Origin of the sequence: Streptomyces sp. SS1-1, assembly GCF_008973465.1 — a bacterium.
GTDB lineage: Bacteria > Actinomycetota > Actinomycetes > Streptomycetales > Streptomycetaceae > Streptomyces.
This window is the reverse complement of the sequence record NZ_WBXN01000004.1, coordinates 5,842,034-5,859,882: the sequence shown is the minus strand read 5'-3', so window position 1 is coordinate 5,859,882 and position 17,849 is coordinate 5,842,034. Positions and strand designations below refer to the sequence as shown.

Annotated in this window: 18 protein-coding genes; 11 read left to right on the top strand and 7 right to left on the bottom strand. The window is 74.1% G+C overall.

All coding sequences use genetic code 11. The features are described 5' to 3' along the window. Window positions 1-83 precede the first annotated feature (83 nt). From F8R89_RS28200 to F8R89_RS28190, 3 genes are read left to right on the top strand one after another with little or no spacing between them, the layout of a single operon-like run. Window positions 84-926, top strand: a complete 843-nt coding sequence (locus F8R89_RS28200) for a CPBP family intramembrane glutamic endopeptidase (protein ID WP_151786587.1) — start codon at window positions 84-86, stop codon at window positions 924-926. Further along, a complete protein-coding gene (locus F8R89_RS28195) occupies window positions 923-2,248 on the top strand; it encodes a sensor histidine kinase (RefSeq protein WP_151786586.1) in 1,326 nt (441 codons plus the stop codon). The genes F8R89_RS28200 and F8R89_RS28195 overlap by 4 nt, the downstream gene beginning before the upstream one ends. After that, window positions 2,245-2,925: a response regulator gene (locus F8R89_RS28190; RefSeq protein ID WP_151786585.1), complete on the top strand. Its 681-nt coding sequence runs from the start codon at window positions 2,245-2,247 to the stop codon at window positions 2,923-2,925. Before F8R89_RS28195 ends, F8R89_RS28190 begins: the two co-directional genes overlap by 4 nt. Before the next feature lie 3 nt (window positions 2,926-2,928). Here the strand turns inward: F8R89_RS28190 and F8R89_RS28185 are convergent, their stop codons facing one another. After that, complete coding sequence (locus F8R89_RS28185; RefSeq protein ID WP_151786584.1) at window positions 2,929-3,267, bottom strand: DUF5955 family protein; 339 nt, start codon at window positions 3,265-3,267, stop codon at window positions 2,929-2,931. A 176-nt stretch (window positions 3,268-3,443) separates the two neighbouring features. Here F8R89_RS28185 and F8R89_RS28180 point away from each other — a divergent pair, with 176 nt between their 5' ends. Together F8R89_RS28180 and aceB are read left to right on the top strand one after the other, a co-directional pair. Further along, the gene (locus F8R89_RS28180) at window positions 3,444-4,046 is read left to right on the top strand and encodes an NTP transferase domain-containing protein (RefSeq protein WP_151786583.1); all 603 of its coding nucleotides are present in this window, start codon (window positions 3,444-3,446) and stop codon (window positions 4,044-4,046) included. 211 nt (window positions 4,047-4,257) lie between these two features. Next, on the top strand, window positions 4,258-5,880 hold the full coding sequence (aceB, locus tag F8R89_RS28175) for a malate synthase A (protein WP_151786582.1): 1,623 nt from the start codon (window positions 4,258-4,260) through the stop codon (window positions 5,878-5,880). Here aceB and F8R89_RS28170 read toward each other — a convergent pair. From F8R89_RS28170 to F8R89_RS28150, 5 genes are all read right to left on the bottom strand, one after another. Then, entirely contained in the window at window positions 5,870-6,163 is a 294-nt protein-coding gene (locus F8R89_RS28170) for a SelT/SelW/SelH family protein (protein ID WP_062666950.1), read from the bottom strand. The two genes, aceB and F8R89_RS28170, sit on opposite strands and share 11 nt — an antisense overlap. Continuing rightward, the gene (locus tag F8R89_RS28165) at window positions 6,160-7,074 is read right to left on the bottom strand and encodes a HipA family kinase (RefSeq protein WP_151786581.1); all 915 of its coding nucleotides are present in this window, start codon (window positions 7,072-7,074) and stop codon (window positions 6,160-6,162) included. The genes F8R89_RS28170 and F8R89_RS28165 overlap by 4 nt, the downstream gene beginning before the upstream one ends. Before the next feature lie 46 nt (window positions 7,075-7,120). After that, a complete protein-coding gene (locus tag F8R89_RS28160) occupies window positions 7,121-8,422 on the bottom strand; it encodes a cation:proton antiporter (RefSeq protein ID WP_151786580.1) in 1,302 nt (433 codons plus the stop codon). A 71-nt stretch (window positions 8,423-8,493) separates the two neighbouring features. Further along, the gene (locus F8R89_RS28155; RefSeq protein WP_151786579.1) at window positions 8,494-8,838 is read right to left on the bottom strand and encodes a hypothetical protein; all 345 of its coding nucleotides are present in this window, start codon (window positions 8,836-8,838) and stop codon (window positions 8,494-8,496) included. Between the two features lie 133 nt (window positions 8,839-8,971). After that, the gene (locus tag F8R89_RS28150; RefSeq protein ID WP_151786578.1) at window positions 8,972-10,492 is read right to left on the bottom strand and encodes an IucA/IucC family protein; all 1,521 of its coding nucleotides are present in this window, start codon (window positions 10,490-10,492) and stop codon (window positions 8,972-8,974) included. A 94-nt stretch (window positions 10,493-10,586) separates the two neighbouring features. Between F8R89_RS28150 and F8R89_RS28145 the strand changes: the two genes are divergently transcribed. From F8R89_RS28145 to F8R89_RS28135, 3 genes are read left to right on the top strand one after another with little or no spacing between them, the layout of a single operon-like run. Then, window positions 10,587-12,092 (top strand): IucA/IucC family protein, encoded by a 1,506-nt coding sequence (locus F8R89_RS28145; protein ID WP_151786577.1) that lies wholly within the window; start codon window positions 10,587-10,589, stop codon window positions 12,090-12,092. A gap of 43 nt (window positions 12,093-12,135) precedes the next feature. Beyond that, window positions 12,136-13,401, top strand: coding sequence for a VWA domain-containing protein (locus tag F8R89_RS28140; protein WP_151786576.1), 1,266 nt, complete (start codon window positions 12,136-12,138; stop codon window positions 13,399-13,401). Then, on the top strand, window positions 13,401-14,201 hold the full coding sequence (locus F8R89_RS28135) for a hypothetical protein (RefSeq protein WP_151786575.1): 801 nt from the start codon (window positions 13,401-13,403) through the stop codon (window positions 14,199-14,201). The genes F8R89_RS28140 and F8R89_RS28135 overlap by 1 nt, the downstream gene beginning before the upstream one ends. Before the next feature lie 61 nt (window positions 14,202-14,262). On the opposite strand, the gene F8R89_RS28130 is transcribed toward F8R89_RS28135, so the two are convergent. Next, window positions 14,263-14,889 (bottom strand): winged helix-turn-helix transcriptional regulator, encoded by a 627-nt coding sequence (locus F8R89_RS28130; protein ID WP_151786574.1) that lies wholly within the window; start codon window positions 14,887-14,889, stop codon window positions 14,263-14,265. Between the two features lie 87 nt (window positions 14,890-14,976). Between F8R89_RS28130 and F8R89_RS28125 the strand changes: the two genes are divergently transcribed. The 3 genes from F8R89_RS28125 to F8R89_RS28115 all read left to right on the top strand — a co-directional run bounded on the left by F8R89_RS28125 (window position 14,977) and on the right by F8R89_RS28115 (window position 17,816). Then, a complete protein-coding gene (locus tag F8R89_RS28125) occupies window positions 14,977-16,185 on the top strand; it encodes a pyridoxal phosphate-dependent aminotransferase (protein WP_151786573.1) in 1,209 nt (402 codons plus the stop codon). Window positions 16,186-16,363: 178 nt separating this feature from the next. Then, window positions 16,364-16,963 (top strand): histidine phosphatase family protein, encoded by a 600-nt coding sequence (locus F8R89_RS28120; protein WP_151786572.1) that lies wholly within the window; start codon window positions 16,364-16,366, stop codon window positions 16,961-16,963. Window positions 16,964-17,189: 226 nt separating this feature from the next. Then, on the top strand, window positions 17,190-17,816 hold the full coding sequence (locus F8R89_RS28115; protein WP_151786571.1) for a hypothetical protein: 627 nt from the start codon (window positions 17,190-17,192) through the stop codon (window positions 17,814-17,816). Window positions 17,817-17,849 lie beyond the last annotated feature (33 nt).

Genomic DNA, 17,849 nt, shown 5'->3' with positions numbered 1-17,849 from the left:
CTAGTGTTCGAGTCACCGCGGAACGCCGGGCCGCGGGCCGGAGAAGGAACCGGAGTCGGAACCGGCGAAGGGGAGTCCACGTCATGAAAGCCTGGAAGACAGTCCTGCAGATCGTCATCGTCTTCGCGGTCTACGCGCTGTGCGGCGGTCTCGCCAACGGGGTGAAGGACAACCCCTGGCTCTCGCTCCTGGTGGGCGCCCTCACCGTGGCCGTGATGGTCTTCGTCTACCGGTGGGCCGTGGGGCGCACCGAGAACCGCGAGGTGACCGAGCTGCGGGGGGAGGGAGCCGCGAGGGCCGTCTTCTGGGGCCTGGTCCTCGGCACGCTGATGTTCCTCTGCGTCATCGGCAACATCTACTTCCTCGGTGACTACGAGGTGCACGGCATCGACTCGGTGAGCGGGGCCGTCGGGCTGATCGGCTTCATGGCGGCCGCCGCCTCGACGGAGGAGATCATCTTCCGCGGACTGCTGTTCCGGCTGCTGGAGCGCGGCACGGGCACGTACGTCGCCCTGGTACTGTCCGGCCTCGTGTTCGGCGGCATGCACCTCCTCAACGACGACGCCACCGTGGCCGGCGCCCTGGCCATCGCCGTCGAGGCCGGCGCCATGCTGGCCGCCGGTTACGCCGCCACCCGCAATCTGTGGCTGCCGATGGGCGTGCACTTCGCCTGGAACTTCATGGAGTCGGGCGTCTTCAGCACCCAGGTCTCCGGCAACGGCGAGACGCACGGCCTGCTGGACTCCACCCTGTCGGGCAACCACCTGATCACGGGCGGGGAGTTCGGTCCCGAGGCGAGCGTCTACGCGGTGCTCTTCGGCACGCTGCTGACGGTCTGCTTCCTGGTCGTGGCCCACCGCCGCGGCACCATCGTCCCCCGGCGCCGCGCCGAGCGCGCCGACACCCTCGAGGCGCTCGCCCGATGACGGAACAGCGAACCGCCGGTTCGCCGGAGCACCGGCCGATCGGAGCCGCACACCGCGAGAGCGGTGCCGGGCTCCGGACGGCCGGGCTCCGGCTCCGGCCGTCGGCCGACGGGTCCCGCCTGGACGGCGTCCGGCACCGTCTGGGCAGCGTCCGCAAGCGCGTCGGTGGAGTCTGGTACCGGCTGGACGTCGTCGTCCGGGACCTTCCGTTCGGGCTGCTCCTCCTGATCGGTTCGTTCCTCCCGGCGCTCCGCAGCAACGGAACGGTCATCGGGGGCGTTCCCGACCGCCCGCACGACGCCCTGGCCGTCGTCGTGATCCTGCTGGAGTCCCTGCCGCTGGCGGTGCGACGGCGGTGGCCGGCCCTCTCCCTGGCCCTGGTGTCCGGCGGGTTCGCCGCCGACCAGCTCCTCGGCTACCACACGTTCGCGGCCTCCGCGCTGGGCATCGTGCTGGTGAGCACCGGCTCGCACCTGGAACGGCACCGCCGGAGCTTCGTCGCCGGCCTCACCGTGGCGTACGTGGCACTGGCGGTGGGCCTCTCCCACCTCGGCACGGGCGAGACCGCCGCCGAGTTCACGACCTTCTACATGGCGCTGTGCCTGGCCTGGGGCGCCGGAAGCTGGCTGCGCACCACCCGGCGGGCGGAGGCCGAACGCCGCGAGCGGGTCGCGGTGGAGACGCGGAACGCCGAACGCACCCGGATCGCGCGGGAGTTGCACGACGTCGTGACCCACCATGTGACGGCGATGGTGGTGCAGGCGGAAGCCGCCCGCTATCTGACCGCCGCGCCCGAGCGGCTGGAGCAGTCCCTGAGCGCGGTCTCCGACACCGGGCGCCGGGCGATCACCGACCTGCGGCACCTGCTGGACCTGCTCAACCCCGATCACGGCACCGGGAACGGCGACTCGGCCGGGGCCGAGCCGAGGACACCGGCCGTCGGCCGCCTCCTGACCCTCGTGGAGCAGACCCGCCGGGCGGGCCAGCCGGTCGAGTTCACCGAGGAGGGCACCCCGCCGGAGTCCACCGGCAGTTCCGACCTCGTGGCCTACCGGGTGGTGCAGGAAGCACTCACCAACGCCCTCAAGTACGCTCACGGCAGCCGCACTTCGGTCACCGTGCGGCACGGGAAGAGGGAGATCACGGTGGAGGTCGGCACGGAAGGCACCGGCTCACGGGCCGCCGCCGTCGGTGGCAGCGGACGGGGGCTGGCCGGTCTGCGCGAGCGGGTCGACGTGCTCGGCGGGGAGTTCAGCGCGGGCGCCGTCGCGGGCGGCGGCTTCGTGGTCCGGGCGCGGATACCGGCCGGGGGCCGCCCGTGAGCACACCGTCTCCCGCCGGGGCCGCGCCGACCCGGGTGCTCGTCTGCGACGACCAGGCGCTGATCCGCATGGGCCTGGTCACCATCATCGACGCGCAGCCCGACATGGAGGTGGTGGGCGAGTGCGGCGACGGGCGGACCGGTGTCGACCTCGCCCGCAAGCACGACCCGGACGTCGTGGTCATGGACATCCGCATGCCGGTCCTCGACGGCCTCGAAGCCACCCGTCTGCTGGCGGGGGCCGGGGTCGCCGACCCCGTCAAGGTCCTCGTGGTCACCACGTTCAACCTCGACGAGTACGTCTACGAGGCGCTGCGCGCCGGAGCGAGCGGCTTCCTCCTCAAGGACGCGCCGCCCGACCGTCTGCTGCACGGCATCCGCACGGTCGCCATGGGCGCGGCGCTCCTCGACCCCGAGGTCACCCGCCAGCTCGTCGGCCGGTACGCGACGCGCATCCGCCCCACGGAGGGCTCCCCCGAGGACATTCCCCTCACCCCGCGCGAGCTGGAGGTGCTGCGGCTGATCGCGGACGGCCTGTCCAACAGCGAGATCGCCGCCGCCCTCGTCATCAGCCAGGAGACGGTGAAGACGTTCGTCTCCCGCATCCTCACCAAGCTGAACCTGCGCGACCGCGTCCAGGCGGTCGTCTACGCGTTCCGTCACGGCCTGGCGAGCTGAGCCTCACTCCACGGGCGCGCCCTGGCCGCGTCCGCGCGGGGGCGCCCCGAACATCTCCACGGCGTCCCGCACCTGGGTGAGTCCGGGCGCCAGCGCGCTCACCGAGCCGATGGCACCGGCGATCAGCAGTAAGGACCGGCGCAGCCGCGGCGCCTCCGGTGCCCCGCCGGCCGTCATCGCGGCCAGCGCGGCCAGTTCCTCCTCGGCGATCCCCCGGTCGGGGAACTCGGCCGGATGCGCGGCGAGTTCGCGGCGCAGACGGGACACGGCCGTCCGCAGCTCCGCCACCCTCGGGTCCTCGCCCGTACCCGTCACCGACCTCTGCCCCAAGCTCCGCAACAAAGCTCTCCCCCTCGCACGCCGTTGTGCGCCACCAGCCGCGCGCCCTCGCCGAACGCCCCTCCGGGCGCCGGGGACGCGGGTCAGTAAACGCCACCCCGTACCGTTCCGCCACAGCGCGGACGGAAATTCAGCCCTGCGGGTCGGCCCGTCGCGCAGGTGTCAGGTATGCAGGACGCATGACGGACTCACGACCCCTCCCGGTGGCCGGTCTGCTCCTCGCGGCGGGCGGCGGACGACGGCTGGGCGGACGCCCCAAGGCCCTGCTGCCGTATCGCGGCCGGCTCCTGGTCGAGCACGCCGCCGGGGTGCTGCGCGCGGGCGGCTGCGCGCGCGTGCACGTGGTGCTGGGGGCGCGCGCGGCGGACGTACGCCGGCGTGCCGGACTCGACGGATGCGTCCTGGTGGACAACCCGGAGTGGGCCGAGGGGATGGGCTCCTCCCTGCGGGCCGGGCTGGACTCGCTGGCCGCGGCGGACGCGCGTGCGGCGCTCGTGCTGCTGGTCGACCAGCCGGGCATCGGCCCTGAGGCGGTCGCGCGGGTCCTCGCGGCGTACCGGGACGAGTCGTCCCTCGTCTCGGCCGCGTACGACGGCGTGCGCGGGCATCCCGTGCTGTTCGGCGCGGCCCACTGGGCCGGGGTGAGCGCGGCCGCCACCGGGGACCGGGGGGCGCGCGCCTACCTCAAGGAGCACGCCGGTTCGGTCACGCTCGTCGAGTGCGGGGACGTGGCGGAGCCGTACGACATCGACACGGAGGCCGATCTGGCCCACCTGGAGTGACCGGGGTGGCACCCGGCGCCACCCCGGTCCGCCACCGGGAATCTCGACATCAACAAACCATTGAACTTCCACCATGAGGAAACTAGTATCCACTGATCAGAAGCGCCCTGGCCGTCCGGCGGGCGTTTCCCCCGGCCTCCGGGAAGACTGGCACCCGGTGCCTTCCCGCTCGACCGCTCGCCCCACAGCCCGCTGAAGGAAGTGACAGCTCATGTCCGCACCAGCGCCGTCCCCGCTGGCCATCGTCGACGCCGAGCCCCTGCCCCGGCAGGAGGAGGTCCTCACCGACGCGGCCCTCGCCTTCGTGGCCGAGCTGCACCGCCGCTTCACACCCCGCCGTGACGAGCTCCTCGCCCGCCGCGCGGAGCGCCGCGCCGAGATCGCCCGCACCTCCACGCTCGACTTCCTCCCGGAGACCGCCGCGATCCGCGCCGACGACTCCTGGCAGGTGGCCCCGTGCCCGCCGGCGCTCCAGGACCGCCGTGTCGAGATCACCGGCCCGACCGACCGCAAGATGACGATCAACGCCCTGAACTCGGGCGCCCGGATCTGGCTCGCGGACTTCGAGGACGCCTCCGCGCCGACCTGGGAGAACGTCGTCCTCGGCCAGCTCAACCTGATCGACGCCTACCGCCGGACCATCGACTTCACCGACGCCGCCTCCGGCAAGTCGTACGCCCTGCGTCCGGCCGACGAGCTGGCCACCGTCGTGATGCGCCCGCGCGGCTGGCACCTGGACGAGCGGCACCTGCGGCTCGACGGGCAGCCGGTGCCCGGCGCCCTCGTCGACTTCGGCCTGTACTTCTTCCACAACGCCCAGCGGCTGATCGACCTCGGCAAGGGCCCGTACTTCTACCTGCCGAAGACGGAGTCGCACCTCGAGGCCCGCCTGTGGAACGACGTGTTCGTGTTCGCGCAGGACCACGTGGGCGTCCCGCAGGGCACCGTCCGGGCCACGGTCCTGATCGAGACGATCACGGCGGCCTACGAGATGGAGGAGATCCTCTACGAGCTGCGCGACCACGCCTCCGGGCTGAACGCCGGCCGCTGGGACTACCTGTTCTCCATCGTCAAGAACTTCCGGGACGGCGGGCCGAAGTTCGTCCTGCCGGACCGCAACGCGGTCACGATGACCGCCCCGTTCATGCGGGCCTACACCGAACTCCTGGTCCGCACCTGCCACAAGCGCGGCGCGCACGCGATCGGCGGCATGGCGGCGTTCATCCCCTCCCGCCGCGACGCCGAGGTGAACAAGGTGGCGTTCGAGAAGGTCCGCGCCGACAAGGACCGCGAGGCCGCCGACGGCTTCGACGGCTCCTGGGTCGCCCACCCCGACCTGGTCCCGATCGCCATGGAGTCGTTCGACAAGGTCCTCGGGGACAGGCCGAACCAGAAGGACCGGCTGCGCGAGGACGTGCGCGTCGAGGCGGCCGACCTCATCGCGATCGACTCGCTCGACGCCCGGCCGACGTACGCGGGTCTGGTCAACGCCGTGCAGGTCGGCATCCGGTACATCGAGGCCTGGCTGCGCGGGCTCGGCGCGGTCGCCATCTTCAACCTGATGGAGGACGCGGCCACCGCCGAGATCTCCCGCTCCCAGATCTGGCAGTGGATCAACGCGGGCGTCGAGTTCGAGAACGGCGAGAAGGCGACGGCCGAGCTGGCCCGCCGGATCGCCGCCGAGGAACTGCGGAACATCGAGGCCGAGCTCGGCGCGGAGGCGTTCGCGGCCGGCCACTGGCAGGAGGCCCACGACCTGCTGCTGGAGGTGTCCCTGGACGCCGACTACGCCGACTTCCTGACCCTGCCGGCGTACGAGCGGCTCACGGGCTGACGGCGTCCGGACCGGCCTTGTCCGAGTGGCCCAGGGGCTTCCCCGGGGCCACTCGGTCGCGTACGGCGCGCTTGACCGCCGTCGGCTCGGGGAAGCCCTGCTCGCGCCGGTCCCAGACCGGCTCGCCGTCCACCCGGACCACGAAGACACCGCCCTTGCCCGGCCGCAGGGCCAGCTCGGACAGCTCCGCCTCGAAGGTGGTGAGCAGTTCCTGCGCCAGCCAGGCCGCGCGGGGCAGCCAGCCGCACTGGGTGCAGTACTCGATCTCGACGCGGCCGCTCATCCCAGGTGCACCGATCCGTCCTGTTCGACGGCCGGCTTGCCGTGCAGGTCGGGGACCTGCTTGAGCCAGTCCGGCCGGCCTCGCTGTGTCCTCGCCGCCCGCGCGCGGTCCTCGGCGGCGAGTTCCTCCCGGGTCGGGAAGCCGGTGGGCAGCCACGCGGCGGACGCCCGCACGCGGCTGTGCAGATGCGCGACATAGGCGTCACGGGCCTCCTGCGGCGTGGCGAAGCCGGGTTCGGCGGCCAGCCACGCGTCCGGCACCGCGGCCACGACCTCCCGCAGCAGGTCCCCGGTCACCCTGGGCGCCAGCTCCGCGTCGGCGGCGCGCACGTCGGGGCCGTACTGGCCGAGGGCGTGGTGGCGCAGGTCGTAGGCGCGCCGCGGGTCGGAGGCGTCCCAGCGGTGGTGGAAGACGAGGGCCGCGCCGTGGTCGATCAGCCACAGGCGGGGCGGGACGGTGCCGAGGGTGGGCCAGACCATCAGGTTGGAGCTGTGCACGGTCCGGTCGACGTTCGCGGTCAGCGCGTCCAGCCAGACGACCCGGCCCGCCTCCAGCGGGTCCACGCGGAACGTCTTCGCGACCTCGGGGGTGAAGTCCCGGGCACCTGGCAGATAGTCCATGCCGAGATTCACCCCGGCGCTGGCGGCGTGCAGGTCCCGCACCTCCTGGTGCGGCTCGCTGTCGGCGACGGCCGGGTCGAAGTGCACCAGGACCAGTTCGGGGAACCGCAGCCCCAGCGCGCGGGCCAGCTCACCGACGATCACCTCTGCGACGAGGGCCTTGCGGCCCTGCGCGGAGCCGGTGAACTTCACGACGTAGGTGCCGAGGTCGTCGGCCTCGACGACGCCGGGCACGGAGCCGCCGGACGTCAGGGGCTCGATGTAGCGGGTGGCTACGACCTCTCTCAACATCCGACCCCTGCTTCCGGCTGCGGTACGCACCGAGCATAGTCGCCGGTCACCTCGGGCCGGAGCGGGCGGCGGCCCCGGACGGCTCGGCGGCCTCGTCGTCCGCTGGCTCGTCGTCCGCGGGCTCCCGCGGTTCCGGTGGCTCGGGCCGCTCGGGCGGCCGGTCGCCGCGGCGCGGCAGAACGGCCCGCGTGGCCTCCAGGAGGCGGGCGAGCAGGTGTGCGCGCCCGGCCAGGATGGGCCCGAGCACGGCCAGGACGAGGACGTAGCTGGCGATGAACGGGGCGAGCCGCCCGTCGAGTCCGGCGGTGGCGGCCATCGCGGCCAGGATCAGCGCGAACTCCCCGCGGCCGAGGAGCGTGGTGGCGATGTTCGCGGTGGGCTCGGGCCCGTAGCGGTACAGGCGGGCGGCGAACAGGCCCGCGATCACGTTCATCGCGACCGTGAGGGCGACGGCCGCGGCGACCGGACCGGCGACGGACAGGAGGTCCGCCGGGTTGATGGCCAGGCCGAAGGCGAGGAAGAAGATCGCGGCGAAGGCGTCCCGCAGCGGGTGCACCAGACGGCGGATCCGGGGCCCGGAGGGGGTCCCGGCGAGGATGAGGCCGACCATGAAGGCGCCGATGGCGTCCACCACGCCCAGCACCTCGGAGACACCGGCGACGAGGATCGCGGCGCCGAGGAAGCTGATCACGAGCAGTTCGTTGTCCCGTACCGCGATCAGGCGGCCGATCAGCCGGGTCCCGTAGCGGGCCGCGATGGCGAGGACGAGCAGGAAACCGAACGCCTTGGCCGCCTGAAGAATCGTTTCACCCATGCCCTCCGCGCCGCTGATCACGGGCTGGAGCGCGGCGAGGTACAGGGCGAGGAAGATGTCCTCCACCACGGTGACACCCAGGATGAGCCGGGTCTCCGGGCGCCCGATACGGCCGGAGTCCACCAGCACCTTGGTGACGATCGCCGACGAGGAGATGCCGAGGACCCCGGAGAGGACCAGCGCCTCCCGCAGCCCCCAGCCCAGCGCGAACCCGAAGCCCAGGCCCGCGCCGACGTTCAGCAGCAGATAGACGCCGCCCGCCGCGAGCAGCCGTCTCCCCCCGCTGCGGAGGTCGTCGAGCTGGAACTCCAGGCCGAGGTAGAACAGCAGGAGCACCAGGCCGAGCGCGGAGAGCATCTCGAAGTCGTGCGCGTCCCGCACCAGGACCAGGCCGGGGGTGTGCGGACCGAGCAGGATCCCGGCCAGCATGAACAGCGGGATGGTCGGCAGGCCGATCCGGCGGCCGAGGCGTGCGAGGACGGCGGCGGCCACGAACGCGCCGCCCATCGCGAGCAGGGTGTCGGCATGCCCCACGGGTCACCACCTTCCACAGCGGGGCGGACAGGACCACGGCGGCGGGCGCGGGGTGCCGCGCCCGCGTCTCGTCAGGCGTCGTCGGGCGGGCGGTCGGCCGGGGCGTCGGGGCGGGCCGGCTCCGGGAGGCGGGGGCGCGGGGGCTCCGGCTTCTCGGGCGGGGTGAGCATCTGGACCGCCATACCGGCCGCGACCAGGCCGGAGGCGAGGAGCAGGCCCTGCGGGAGCATGGCGCCGGCGGTCAGCATCACCACCGAGGCGGCCAGCAGCGCCCAGGCGCCACGCCGGCCGCGCGGGCCGCCCGGCGGTGGGCGGCCGGTCTCGGGGCCCCGGGTGAAACGGGGGTCGCGGTGCGGGGGTCGGGTACCACGAGGGAGCGGGGGTCGGGCCGGGTGCGGTCGGGTCGGGTGCGGCATACCTCCTCCTTCCGGTGACCGGGAGGCCGGGGGTTCACTCTCACCCTCACATGGGGCAGCGGGCCGGGACCATCGGGTCCAGTACCCATTTCGCGCCATATGCGCCCCGGACCGACGAGGGCCGGGCCGTCGCTCAGCCAGCCGTGGACAGCGGGTTCGGCAGCGGCAGATAGCGGGCGTCGGCACCGTCCGCGCCCGTCCAGCGCAGCAGCAGGTTGGTCTTGCCGGGGAGGGTGGGCGCCGACAGCAGGGCCGGGATCTCGGGGAGGGCGTGCCGGGCCAGCTCGCGGCGGACGGCGGGCCAGGGGTCGTACCGACGGTGGCGGGCGCCGAGGGCCCCGGCGACCTCGGCGAGGTGGTTGACGACCAGGCAGTACACCAGCCGCTCCCAGCCCGCCGCCCGGGACACCTCGCCGAGCAGCTTCACGCCCTCGGCGTCCCGGAACAGGGCCTGTGCGGGGAGGCCGTCCGCGTCGACGGCGACCAGGGTGTTCTGCAGATGCGCCTCCAGGACGACGCCGTGGGTGTCGAACGCCGTCAGGGCGGGCGGGACGACCCGCGCGAGGTACGCCTCCCACCAGGCGGCCGGGTCCACGCCGGCGTCCAGCGGGCTGCCCTCGAAGCCCTCGACCAGCGCGGCGGCCAGCAGCGGTGTCGCCCCCGTCCGGACCCGGCCGCGCAGCCCGTCGCGCACCAGGACCGCCAGCTCCTCGAAGGCGAACGAGGCGGTGCGGTAGCCGCGGTCGCTCAGCCAGGCCGCGTCCTGCCCGGCGAGGGCCGCCGTGGCCGCCGCGTCGGTGCGGCGCAGCCGCATCAGGTCGTGCCGCCACAGCCGGCGGATGTCGTTGGTGATGCGGACGTCGAGGCTGAACTTCAGGAACAGGTCGGGTTCCGGCGCGTACAGCGTGCGGATCGCGGCCGTCGGCCGGGCGTCGAAGGCGGTCGTGCCGAGCCGGACCAGCCGGCCGTCGGCGAAGGCGGGCGCGAGGTCCACGAGGCCGAGCTGCCAGGGGTGGGCGGGCAGCAGCCGGTAGCCGGGCGGGGCCTCGCCGAGGGCGTCCAGGGCGGTCGTGTCGCCCTCCTCGACGACCAGGTCCTCGCGCAGCCCGAGCAGCGTCAGCGGGAAGCGGGCGTACGCCTCGGGCGCGTACGGCAGCCAGGCCGCGACCGGGCCGCCGCCGCGCGCCTTGGGCGCGGGGTGGTACGGGTGGCCGGTGAGGAGCGACTGCTCGGAGCGCAGATAGAGGTCGTCGGGCGGTACGGCCCGCGCGCGGGCGGCGAGCAGGGCGGCCAGCGCGTCCCGGCTGTCGATCATCTCGGCGGGCAGTTCGTGGTTGGACTGCCCGGTGTGCCGGCGCAGCTCGTCGGCGACGAGTTTGACCAGCTCGGCGTGGCCGACGCGGCGCCAGGCGCCGCCGGTGAACACCTCGGGTTCGGCGGGCCGCCGCTCGCCGAGGACGCGCAGGAGGCGGCCGGAGCCGCGCAGCCGGTGCACCCGCCGCTCGTCGTCCGGCGCGTCCGCCCGTGCCGCCCCGTCGCGCTGCGGCTCGGCCACCTCGCGGAGCAGGCAGTTGAGCAGCGGGGCGATCGCCAGGGCGTCGGCGCGGGCCGCCGTGTCCGCGGCGGTCGGCGGGGTGAGGTGCACGCGATCCACTGGTTCCCTACGGTCCGTTCAGGCGGGAGAGGATCAGTATGTCTGTCGTCGGCGGCCGTCCCGACGCCCTACACGTACCCCGAGGAGCCCTCCCGTGCATCGTCCTCCCAGCGCCGAGGCCGAGATCGCCGCCGAACTGGCCGAAGTCACCCCCGCGCTCGTGCCCCGGTACGCGGCCGGGCTGCCGGGGGCCAGGGCCGCGGTGCTGACCCGGCTCTGGCGGGCCCTGGCGTACGAGCCGCTGGCCTGGGTGACCGGCCGGGACGCCGCCGGTGACGGGCTCGTCCTGCGGCTCGGGGACGGCCGCCGGCTGGACGGCCCGCGGGCGGACCCGTACGCCACCGCCGCGTACGTCACCTCCGTGCGGCTGGACGGGACGGTGTACGACGATCCGGTACGGCTGCTGACGGACCTGGCCGTACCGCACGGCGAGGCGTTCACCTCGGAACTCGGGCACGGCGTGGCCTCGTTGGCGCTCGCGCGGGCCGATCGGGAATCTCACCCGGAAGAGTGGCCGGAGCACGACTGGGAGTGGGAGCAGCGGGTGGTGGACGGGCACCCGTTCCACCCCAACTGCCGTTCCCGGCCCGGTTTCTCGGTCGCCGAGCAACTGGCGTACGGGCCGGAGCACCGGCCCCTCGTGCCGCTGGCGCGGGTCGCGGTGCGGGCCGACCGGTGCCTGGTGACGGGCCGATGGCCGGACGAACTGCGGGACGGGGACCGGCTCCTGGTCCCGGTGCACCCGTGGCAGGCCGAGCATGTGCTCAAGCAGCCGTACGGGGACTGGGTGGACGCGCATCCGCTGATGTCGCTGCGGACGCTCGCCGTTCCCGGGGGGCCGCACGTCAAGACGGCGCTCAGCGCGCGGCTGACGTCCTCGGTGCGGGACATCTCACCGTACTCCGTGGGGATCTCGGACACGCTGTCGCGGTTCGCGGAGGACCTCGCGGACCGGCTGGACGGGCTGGTGTGCTTCACGCGCACCCTGGGGGCCGTGGCGGCCGGGTCCGCGGAGCTGGCGGCGGTGCTGCGGGAGCCGCCCGGGCGGTACGCGGGGCGGGGCGAGCGGGTGGTGCCGGTGGCGGCGCTGCCGTACACCGGCCTGCCCGCGTCGGGCGCGTGGCTGGCGGCGTTCGCGCGGCTGGCGCTGACGGCGGGGCTGCGGCTGCTGGACATGGGCGTGGCGCTGGAGGCGCACGGGCAGAACCTGCTGGTGGTGCTGGACGCGGACGGGTCGCCGGTGCGGCTGGTCTACCGCGATCTCGCCGACATCCGGGTCAGCCCGGCCCGGCTGGCGCGGCACGGCGTCCCGGTGCCGGAGCTGGCCGGCCGGATCGTCACGGACGAGGTGACGGCCCTGCGCCGCAAGCTGTTCGGCTCCCTGGTGGCGGGGGCGCTGGCGGGCACCGCGGGGTCGGCCCCGGCGTTGCGCGCGGCGCTCGCGGCGGCCCTCCCGGACCTGCCGGTGACCGGTGATCTGGCGGCCCTGCGCGAGGAGGCGCTGCCCACGAAGGCGCTCACGCTGATGCGGCTGTCGCCTGGCGTGGCCGGGGACCGGTGGACCGTCCTGCCCAACCCCCTGCGGGCCGACGTGTTCTGACCCCGTTTTGGAGTGGGCCGTCCTCGGTCACTAGGATCCGCCGATGATCATACGAACACGGCTGGCGGCCGGGGCGTGCGCCCTGCTCGCCCTGCTCGGGGCCGGGGTGGCGTTCCCGGCCGGAGCGGTCGCCGACGAGGTGAGCGCGACGGCGCCCAAGGTCGATCTCGTCCTGGACGTGAGCGGCTCGATGCGGGCGCGGGACATGGACGGGCAGTCGCGGATGGCCGCGGCGAAACAGGCGTTCAACGAGGTGCTGGACGCCACGCCGGAGGAGGTGCAGCTCGGTATCCGCACGCTCGGCGCGAACTACCCGGGCGACGACCGCAAGACGGGCTGCAAGGACACCGCGCAGCTGTACCCGGTCGGCCCGCTGGACCGCACCGAGGCGAAGGCGGCGGTGGCCACCCTGTCCCCGACCGGCTGGACGCCGATCGGCCCGGGGCTGCTCAAGGCGGCCGAGGACCTGGACGGCGGCGAGGGCTCGAAGCGCATCGTGCTCATCAGCGACGGCGAGGACACCTGCGCGCCGCTCGATCCGTGCGAGGTGGCGCGGGAGATCGCGGCCAAGGGCATCGGGCTGACCATCGACACGCTGGGCCTGGTCCCGAACACCAAGCTGCGGCAGCAGCTGAGCTGCATCGCCGAGGCGACCGGCGGCACGTTCACCTCGGTGGAGCACACCGAGGAACTCACCGACAAGGTGAACCAGTTGGTGGACCGGGCGGCCGATCCGGTGGTCACACCGGTCGCGACCGACGGCGCGGACCGCTGCGAGAAGGCGCCGACGCTGAAGTCCGGCCTTTACACCGACCGCGAGGAGTTCGGGCAGCAGCGCTGGTACCGGGTCGACGTGCGCCCCGGCCAGGAGCTGCGGGCCTCGGTGAGCGTGGCGGCCGACCGGGCGGTGAACCCGTCGTACGGCGTGCTGGTGCGGGCCGTGACGGTCAAGGGCCGGGAGATCGTGCGCGGTGAGGCGGCCGGGACCGGCCGCACGGACGTCGTGTCGGCCGGTCTGCGCTACCCGAAGGCGGAGGCGGACGACGACGAGAACGCGCCCGCGGAGATCGTGTGCCTGCAGGTGACGCACTCCTTCTCCGCGGGTGCGGGGGTGAAGACCGCTCCGGGTCTGCCGCTGGAGCTGACGGTCGACGTCGTGGACGGGCCGTCGCCCGCGCGGGACGTGGCCTCCTTCGGCCTCGGGCGCGGCTGGTGGCTGCTGGGCGCCCTGATCCTCGCCGGTTTCCTCGCCGGTCTCGTCTGGGGCTGGCTGTCGCGCTGGCGCGTCGCGGTCTGGAGGACCAACTGATGCGGATGACACGTGTGCTGGGCGCGGCCCTGCTGACCCTGGGGCTGGCCGCGGGGCCCGCCGCGGCGGACTCCTCTCCGTCGCCGAGCGCGTCCGGGGACGCGGACGCGCCGACGCGGGCGGGCACCTCGTTCCGTACGGCGACCGAGATCGAGCAGGGGCAGACCGCCACGGCGAACGCCTCCACGGGTGACTACCTGTACTGGTCGTTCCCGGCGGACACCGGTCAGCGGCCCACGGTCGAGGCGACGGTGAAGCTGCCGGCCGAACACGCCGCCGAGACCTGGCAGATCGACGTGTACGACGGTCTGCGGCGCCGCCAGGCGTGCCGGTTCGGGGCGCAGACCCGTACGGCGGCGGCCGGTGCCGCGTCGGTCGAGCTGGCGTGCGCGCTGCGGACCGTGCGCGGCTGGGCGGAGCCGTGGTCGGGCGACCCGCTGCCGGGCACCTATTACGTGCGGCTGACGGCCGTGGACGTGCCGACCTCGGCGCTGGGGCAGCCGGTGAGCGCCGAGGTGCGCGTCGGCTCGCAGGACGCCGGCGGCGCCGCGGCGGTCGACGGTTCGCTGGCGCGACCGCTGGTGCCGGGCGCCGGGGTGACCCGGGACGAGGACGAGAAGTCCGGCGGGGAGGCGCTGCTCGCCAGTCTGGAACCCGATGACGGCTGGGCGTCGGGCTGGTGGTCCGACCGCTGGGTGTGGACGGGGCTCGGCGGTGTGCTGGCCGCGCTCGCGGGCATCGGCGGGTACGCGCTGACGCGGGGCGCCGGGCGCCCGCCGAGGGTGCCGCCGTCGGCCTGACGGCCCGTCATGACCGGGAGTGGGGCCCGCCGTACCGCGTGTACGGCGGGCCCCACGGCGTTCACCGGTCGAGCAGCGCCTTGGCCAGGGTGCCGTCCCCGGTCACGGTGGCGCGGCCGTCCCGTACGGCGTCGGTGAGGCTCGCCTCTCCACGTGCGAGGGCCGCGCAGGTCGCGGAGTCCAGGACCAGCCGCGCGTCGGGCTCGCGGGGGGCGGGTCCGTCACCGTAGACGGGGCCGTCCTCGGCGCCGACATGCAGGTGGAAGTCGCCTTCCTCCAGTTGCACTTCGAGCAGTCCCTCGCCCTCCAGGGACGACAGCAGCGGCAGCGCGTACCAGTGCGCGCGCACCGCGTCGGTGGGCCGGCGCTCGCCCAGCTCGGACCGGCCCCACTCCCCCAGCGCCTGGAGCACCGGAAGCAACTGGCGCCCCCTGTCCGTGAGTTCGTAGACGTAGGCCGCGCCGGGCGGGGGCAGCCGGCGGCGGGTGGTGAGGCCGTCGCGCTCCATGTCCTTCAGCCGCGAGGCCAGCACGTCCGTGCTGACCCCGGGCAGGTCGGCGTGCAGGTCGGTGTAGCGCCGCGGACCGGCCAGCAACTCCCGGACGATCAGCAGGGTCCAGCGGTCGCCGACGGCGTCGAGCGCCCGGGCGGCGGAACAGTACTGGTCGTAGCTTCGGCGAGGTGACATGCGACGCAGTCTAGACACGTTGTTGGACTTTCCAAGCTCGCACTTGGTAAAACCAAGCAACACACGAATCCGGAGGGGCGAGCGCGCATGGAGTTCCGGCAGTCGAGCAAGCTGAGCGAGGTCTGCTACGAGATCCGCGGCCCGGTGATCGAGCACGCGAACGCGCTGGAGGAGGCGGGCCACAGCGTGCTGCGCCTCAACACCGGCAACCCCGCCCTGTTCGGGTTCGAGGCGCCGGAGGAGATCCTCCAGGACATGATCCGGATGCTCCCCCAGGCGCACGGCTACACGGACTCGCGCGGCGTCCTGTCCGCCCGCCGGGCCGTGGCGCAGCGCTACCAGACGCTGGGCCTGGAGGTCGACGTGGACGACGTCTTCCTCGGCAACGGCGTCTCCGAGCTGGTCTCCATGGCCGTCCAGGCCCTCCTGGAGGACGGCGACGAGGTCCTGATCCCCGCGCCGGACTTCCCCCTGTGGACCGCGGTGACCAACCTCGCGGGCGGCAGGGCCGTGCACTACCTCTGCGACGAACAGGCCGACTGGTACCCGGACCTGGACGACATGGCCGCGAAGATCACCGACCGCACCAAGGCCGTCGTCATCATCAACCCCAACAACCCGACGGGCGCGGTGTATCCGAAGGAGGTCGTCGAGGGCATCCTCGACCTGGCCCGCCGGCACGGCCTGATGGTGTTCGCCGACGAGATCTACGACCAGATCCTCTACGACGACGCCGTCCACCACTCGGCCGCCGCCCTCGCTCCCGACCTGGTCGTCCTCACCTTCTGCGGTCTGTCGAAGACCTACCGGGTGGCGGGCTTCCGCTCCGGCTGGCTGGTGGTCACCGGGCCGAAGCAGCACGCCAAGGACTACCTGGAGGGCCTGACCATGCTGGCCTCCATGCGCCTGTGCGCCAACGCGCCCGCGCAGTACGCCATCCAGGCCGCGCTCGGCGGCCGGCAGTCCATCCGGGAGCTGACCGCGCCCGGCGGCCGGCTGCGCGAACAGCGGGACGTGGCCTGGGAGAAGCTCAACGAGATCCCCGGCGTCTCGTGCGTGAAGCCCAAGGGCGCGCTGTACGCGTTCCCGCGCATCGACCCCAAGGTGCACCGCATCCACGACGACGAGAAGTTCGTCCTGGACCTGCTGCTGCGCGAGAAGATCCAGGTGGTCCAGGGCACCGGCTTCAACTGGCCCTCCCCCGACCACTTCCGCATCCTGACGCTGCCGTACGCCGACGACCTGGAGGCGGCGATCGGGCGGATCGGTCGGTTCCTGAGCGGCTACCGCCAGTAGGAGGGGACGTGGGCGGATTCGCGGTCGCGGCGGGCCCTCCCCGGGCCCTGACGCGCGGTCCGCGCCGCCGCCTCGGGGACGCCGTCCCGCGCCCGGGACGACCGTCCGGCCCAGTCCGCCCTGCGTCCCCCGGCCGCCGTGTGGCAGGGTGCAGGCAGGCGAGCGGGAAGGGTGCGCGGTGGGTGAGGTCTTTCTGGTCCGGCACGGCGAGACCGAGTGGTCGCGGTCCGGGCGGCACACCGGCTCGACGGACGTGCCGCTGACCGAGCGCGGCCGCGAGGAGGCCCGGCGGCTGGTCCCCCTGGTCCGCTCGCACCGGATCGGGGCCGCGTTCGCCAGTCCGGCGCAGCGGGCCCGGGAGACGGCCGAGCTGATCGGGCTGCAGGACGTGCGCGTCGACGTCGATCTGCGCGAGTGGGACTACGGCGGCTACGAGGGCGTGACGACCGTCGAGATCCAGCGGGAGCGGCCCGGCTGGTTCCTGTTCACGGACGGGGTCGCGCCGGGCCCGCCGGACCACCCCGGGGAGAGCCCGGAGGAGGTCGGGGAGCGCGCCGACCGGATGCTCGCCAAGGTCGACGCGGCGCTCGCCAACACGGAGGGCTGTGTGGTCCTCGTGGCGCACGGGCACTTCCTGCGGGTGCTCACCGCCCGCTACCTCGGCCTGCCGCCCGCCGACGGAGCACTGTTCCAACTGGCCACCGGATCACTGTGCCGCCTCGGCACCGAACACGGCCGCCCGGTGATCACGGGCTGGAACGTCCGACCCGGGTCCTAGCCTCCCGGCGAAGCCGTACGGCCTCCCGCGCGGGCGGGCCGCCCTGCCGGACCCCAGGGAGGAGCACGCCCTGCCGCGACCGCCGACCCCGTCACCGGGCGGCTGAGGTAGCCCCCTGCCCATCACCGGCGGGAATGTCAGACCCGGGTCGTAGCCTTCAGGCGAAGGGGTACGGCGTTCCGCGCGGATGGCGGACCCATGCCGGGCACTCGGGGAGGAGCATGCCGTGACGCGAGCGCCGACCGCCGCGCAGCGGCGGGTCATCGATGCCGCCGACCCCGTCACGGGGCGGCTGCGGGGTACTCCGGCGCAGCTCGCCGCGCTGGTGGGGCGGGGGCTGGCCTTCCGGCATCCGCGGCCGCCGCACGATCACTTCCTGACCCCGGCGGGGCACCGGTTGCGGACGCCGGAGCCGGCGGAGGCCGAGCGTTCGGAAGCGCCTGAGGCCGGGCGGGTCTTCGCCGCGCGGATCGGCGGGGAGGAGCGGCCGGAGGGCGGGCCCGCCCGCGCGCGTGAGGTGCACAGCGCCTGGCAGGGCCTGCTGGAGCTGCGCCGGATGACCAACGCGGACGGGGCCGTGGACCGGCCGTGCGCCTGGGAGCGCGGCCATCTGGTGCAGGCCGCCGCGCTGGCCCTGGAGGCCGCCGGACACCCACCGGCCGAGGGGGACGGTGAGGAGGGGTACCGGGTGCGGTCCACGCCCCAGCCGGACGCCGTCGCGGTGCGCGAGCCGGACGGCGCGCGGCTGCGGGCCTGCGCGGCCACACTGGAAGGGGCGGGCTGGCAGGTCGGGGAGCACACCGAACCACGCACCCGGGCGCGTTATCTGCTGGCCTCCCCGCGCAGGGCGTGAGCGGCGTGCCAGGATCGCTGCATCAGGCATCGA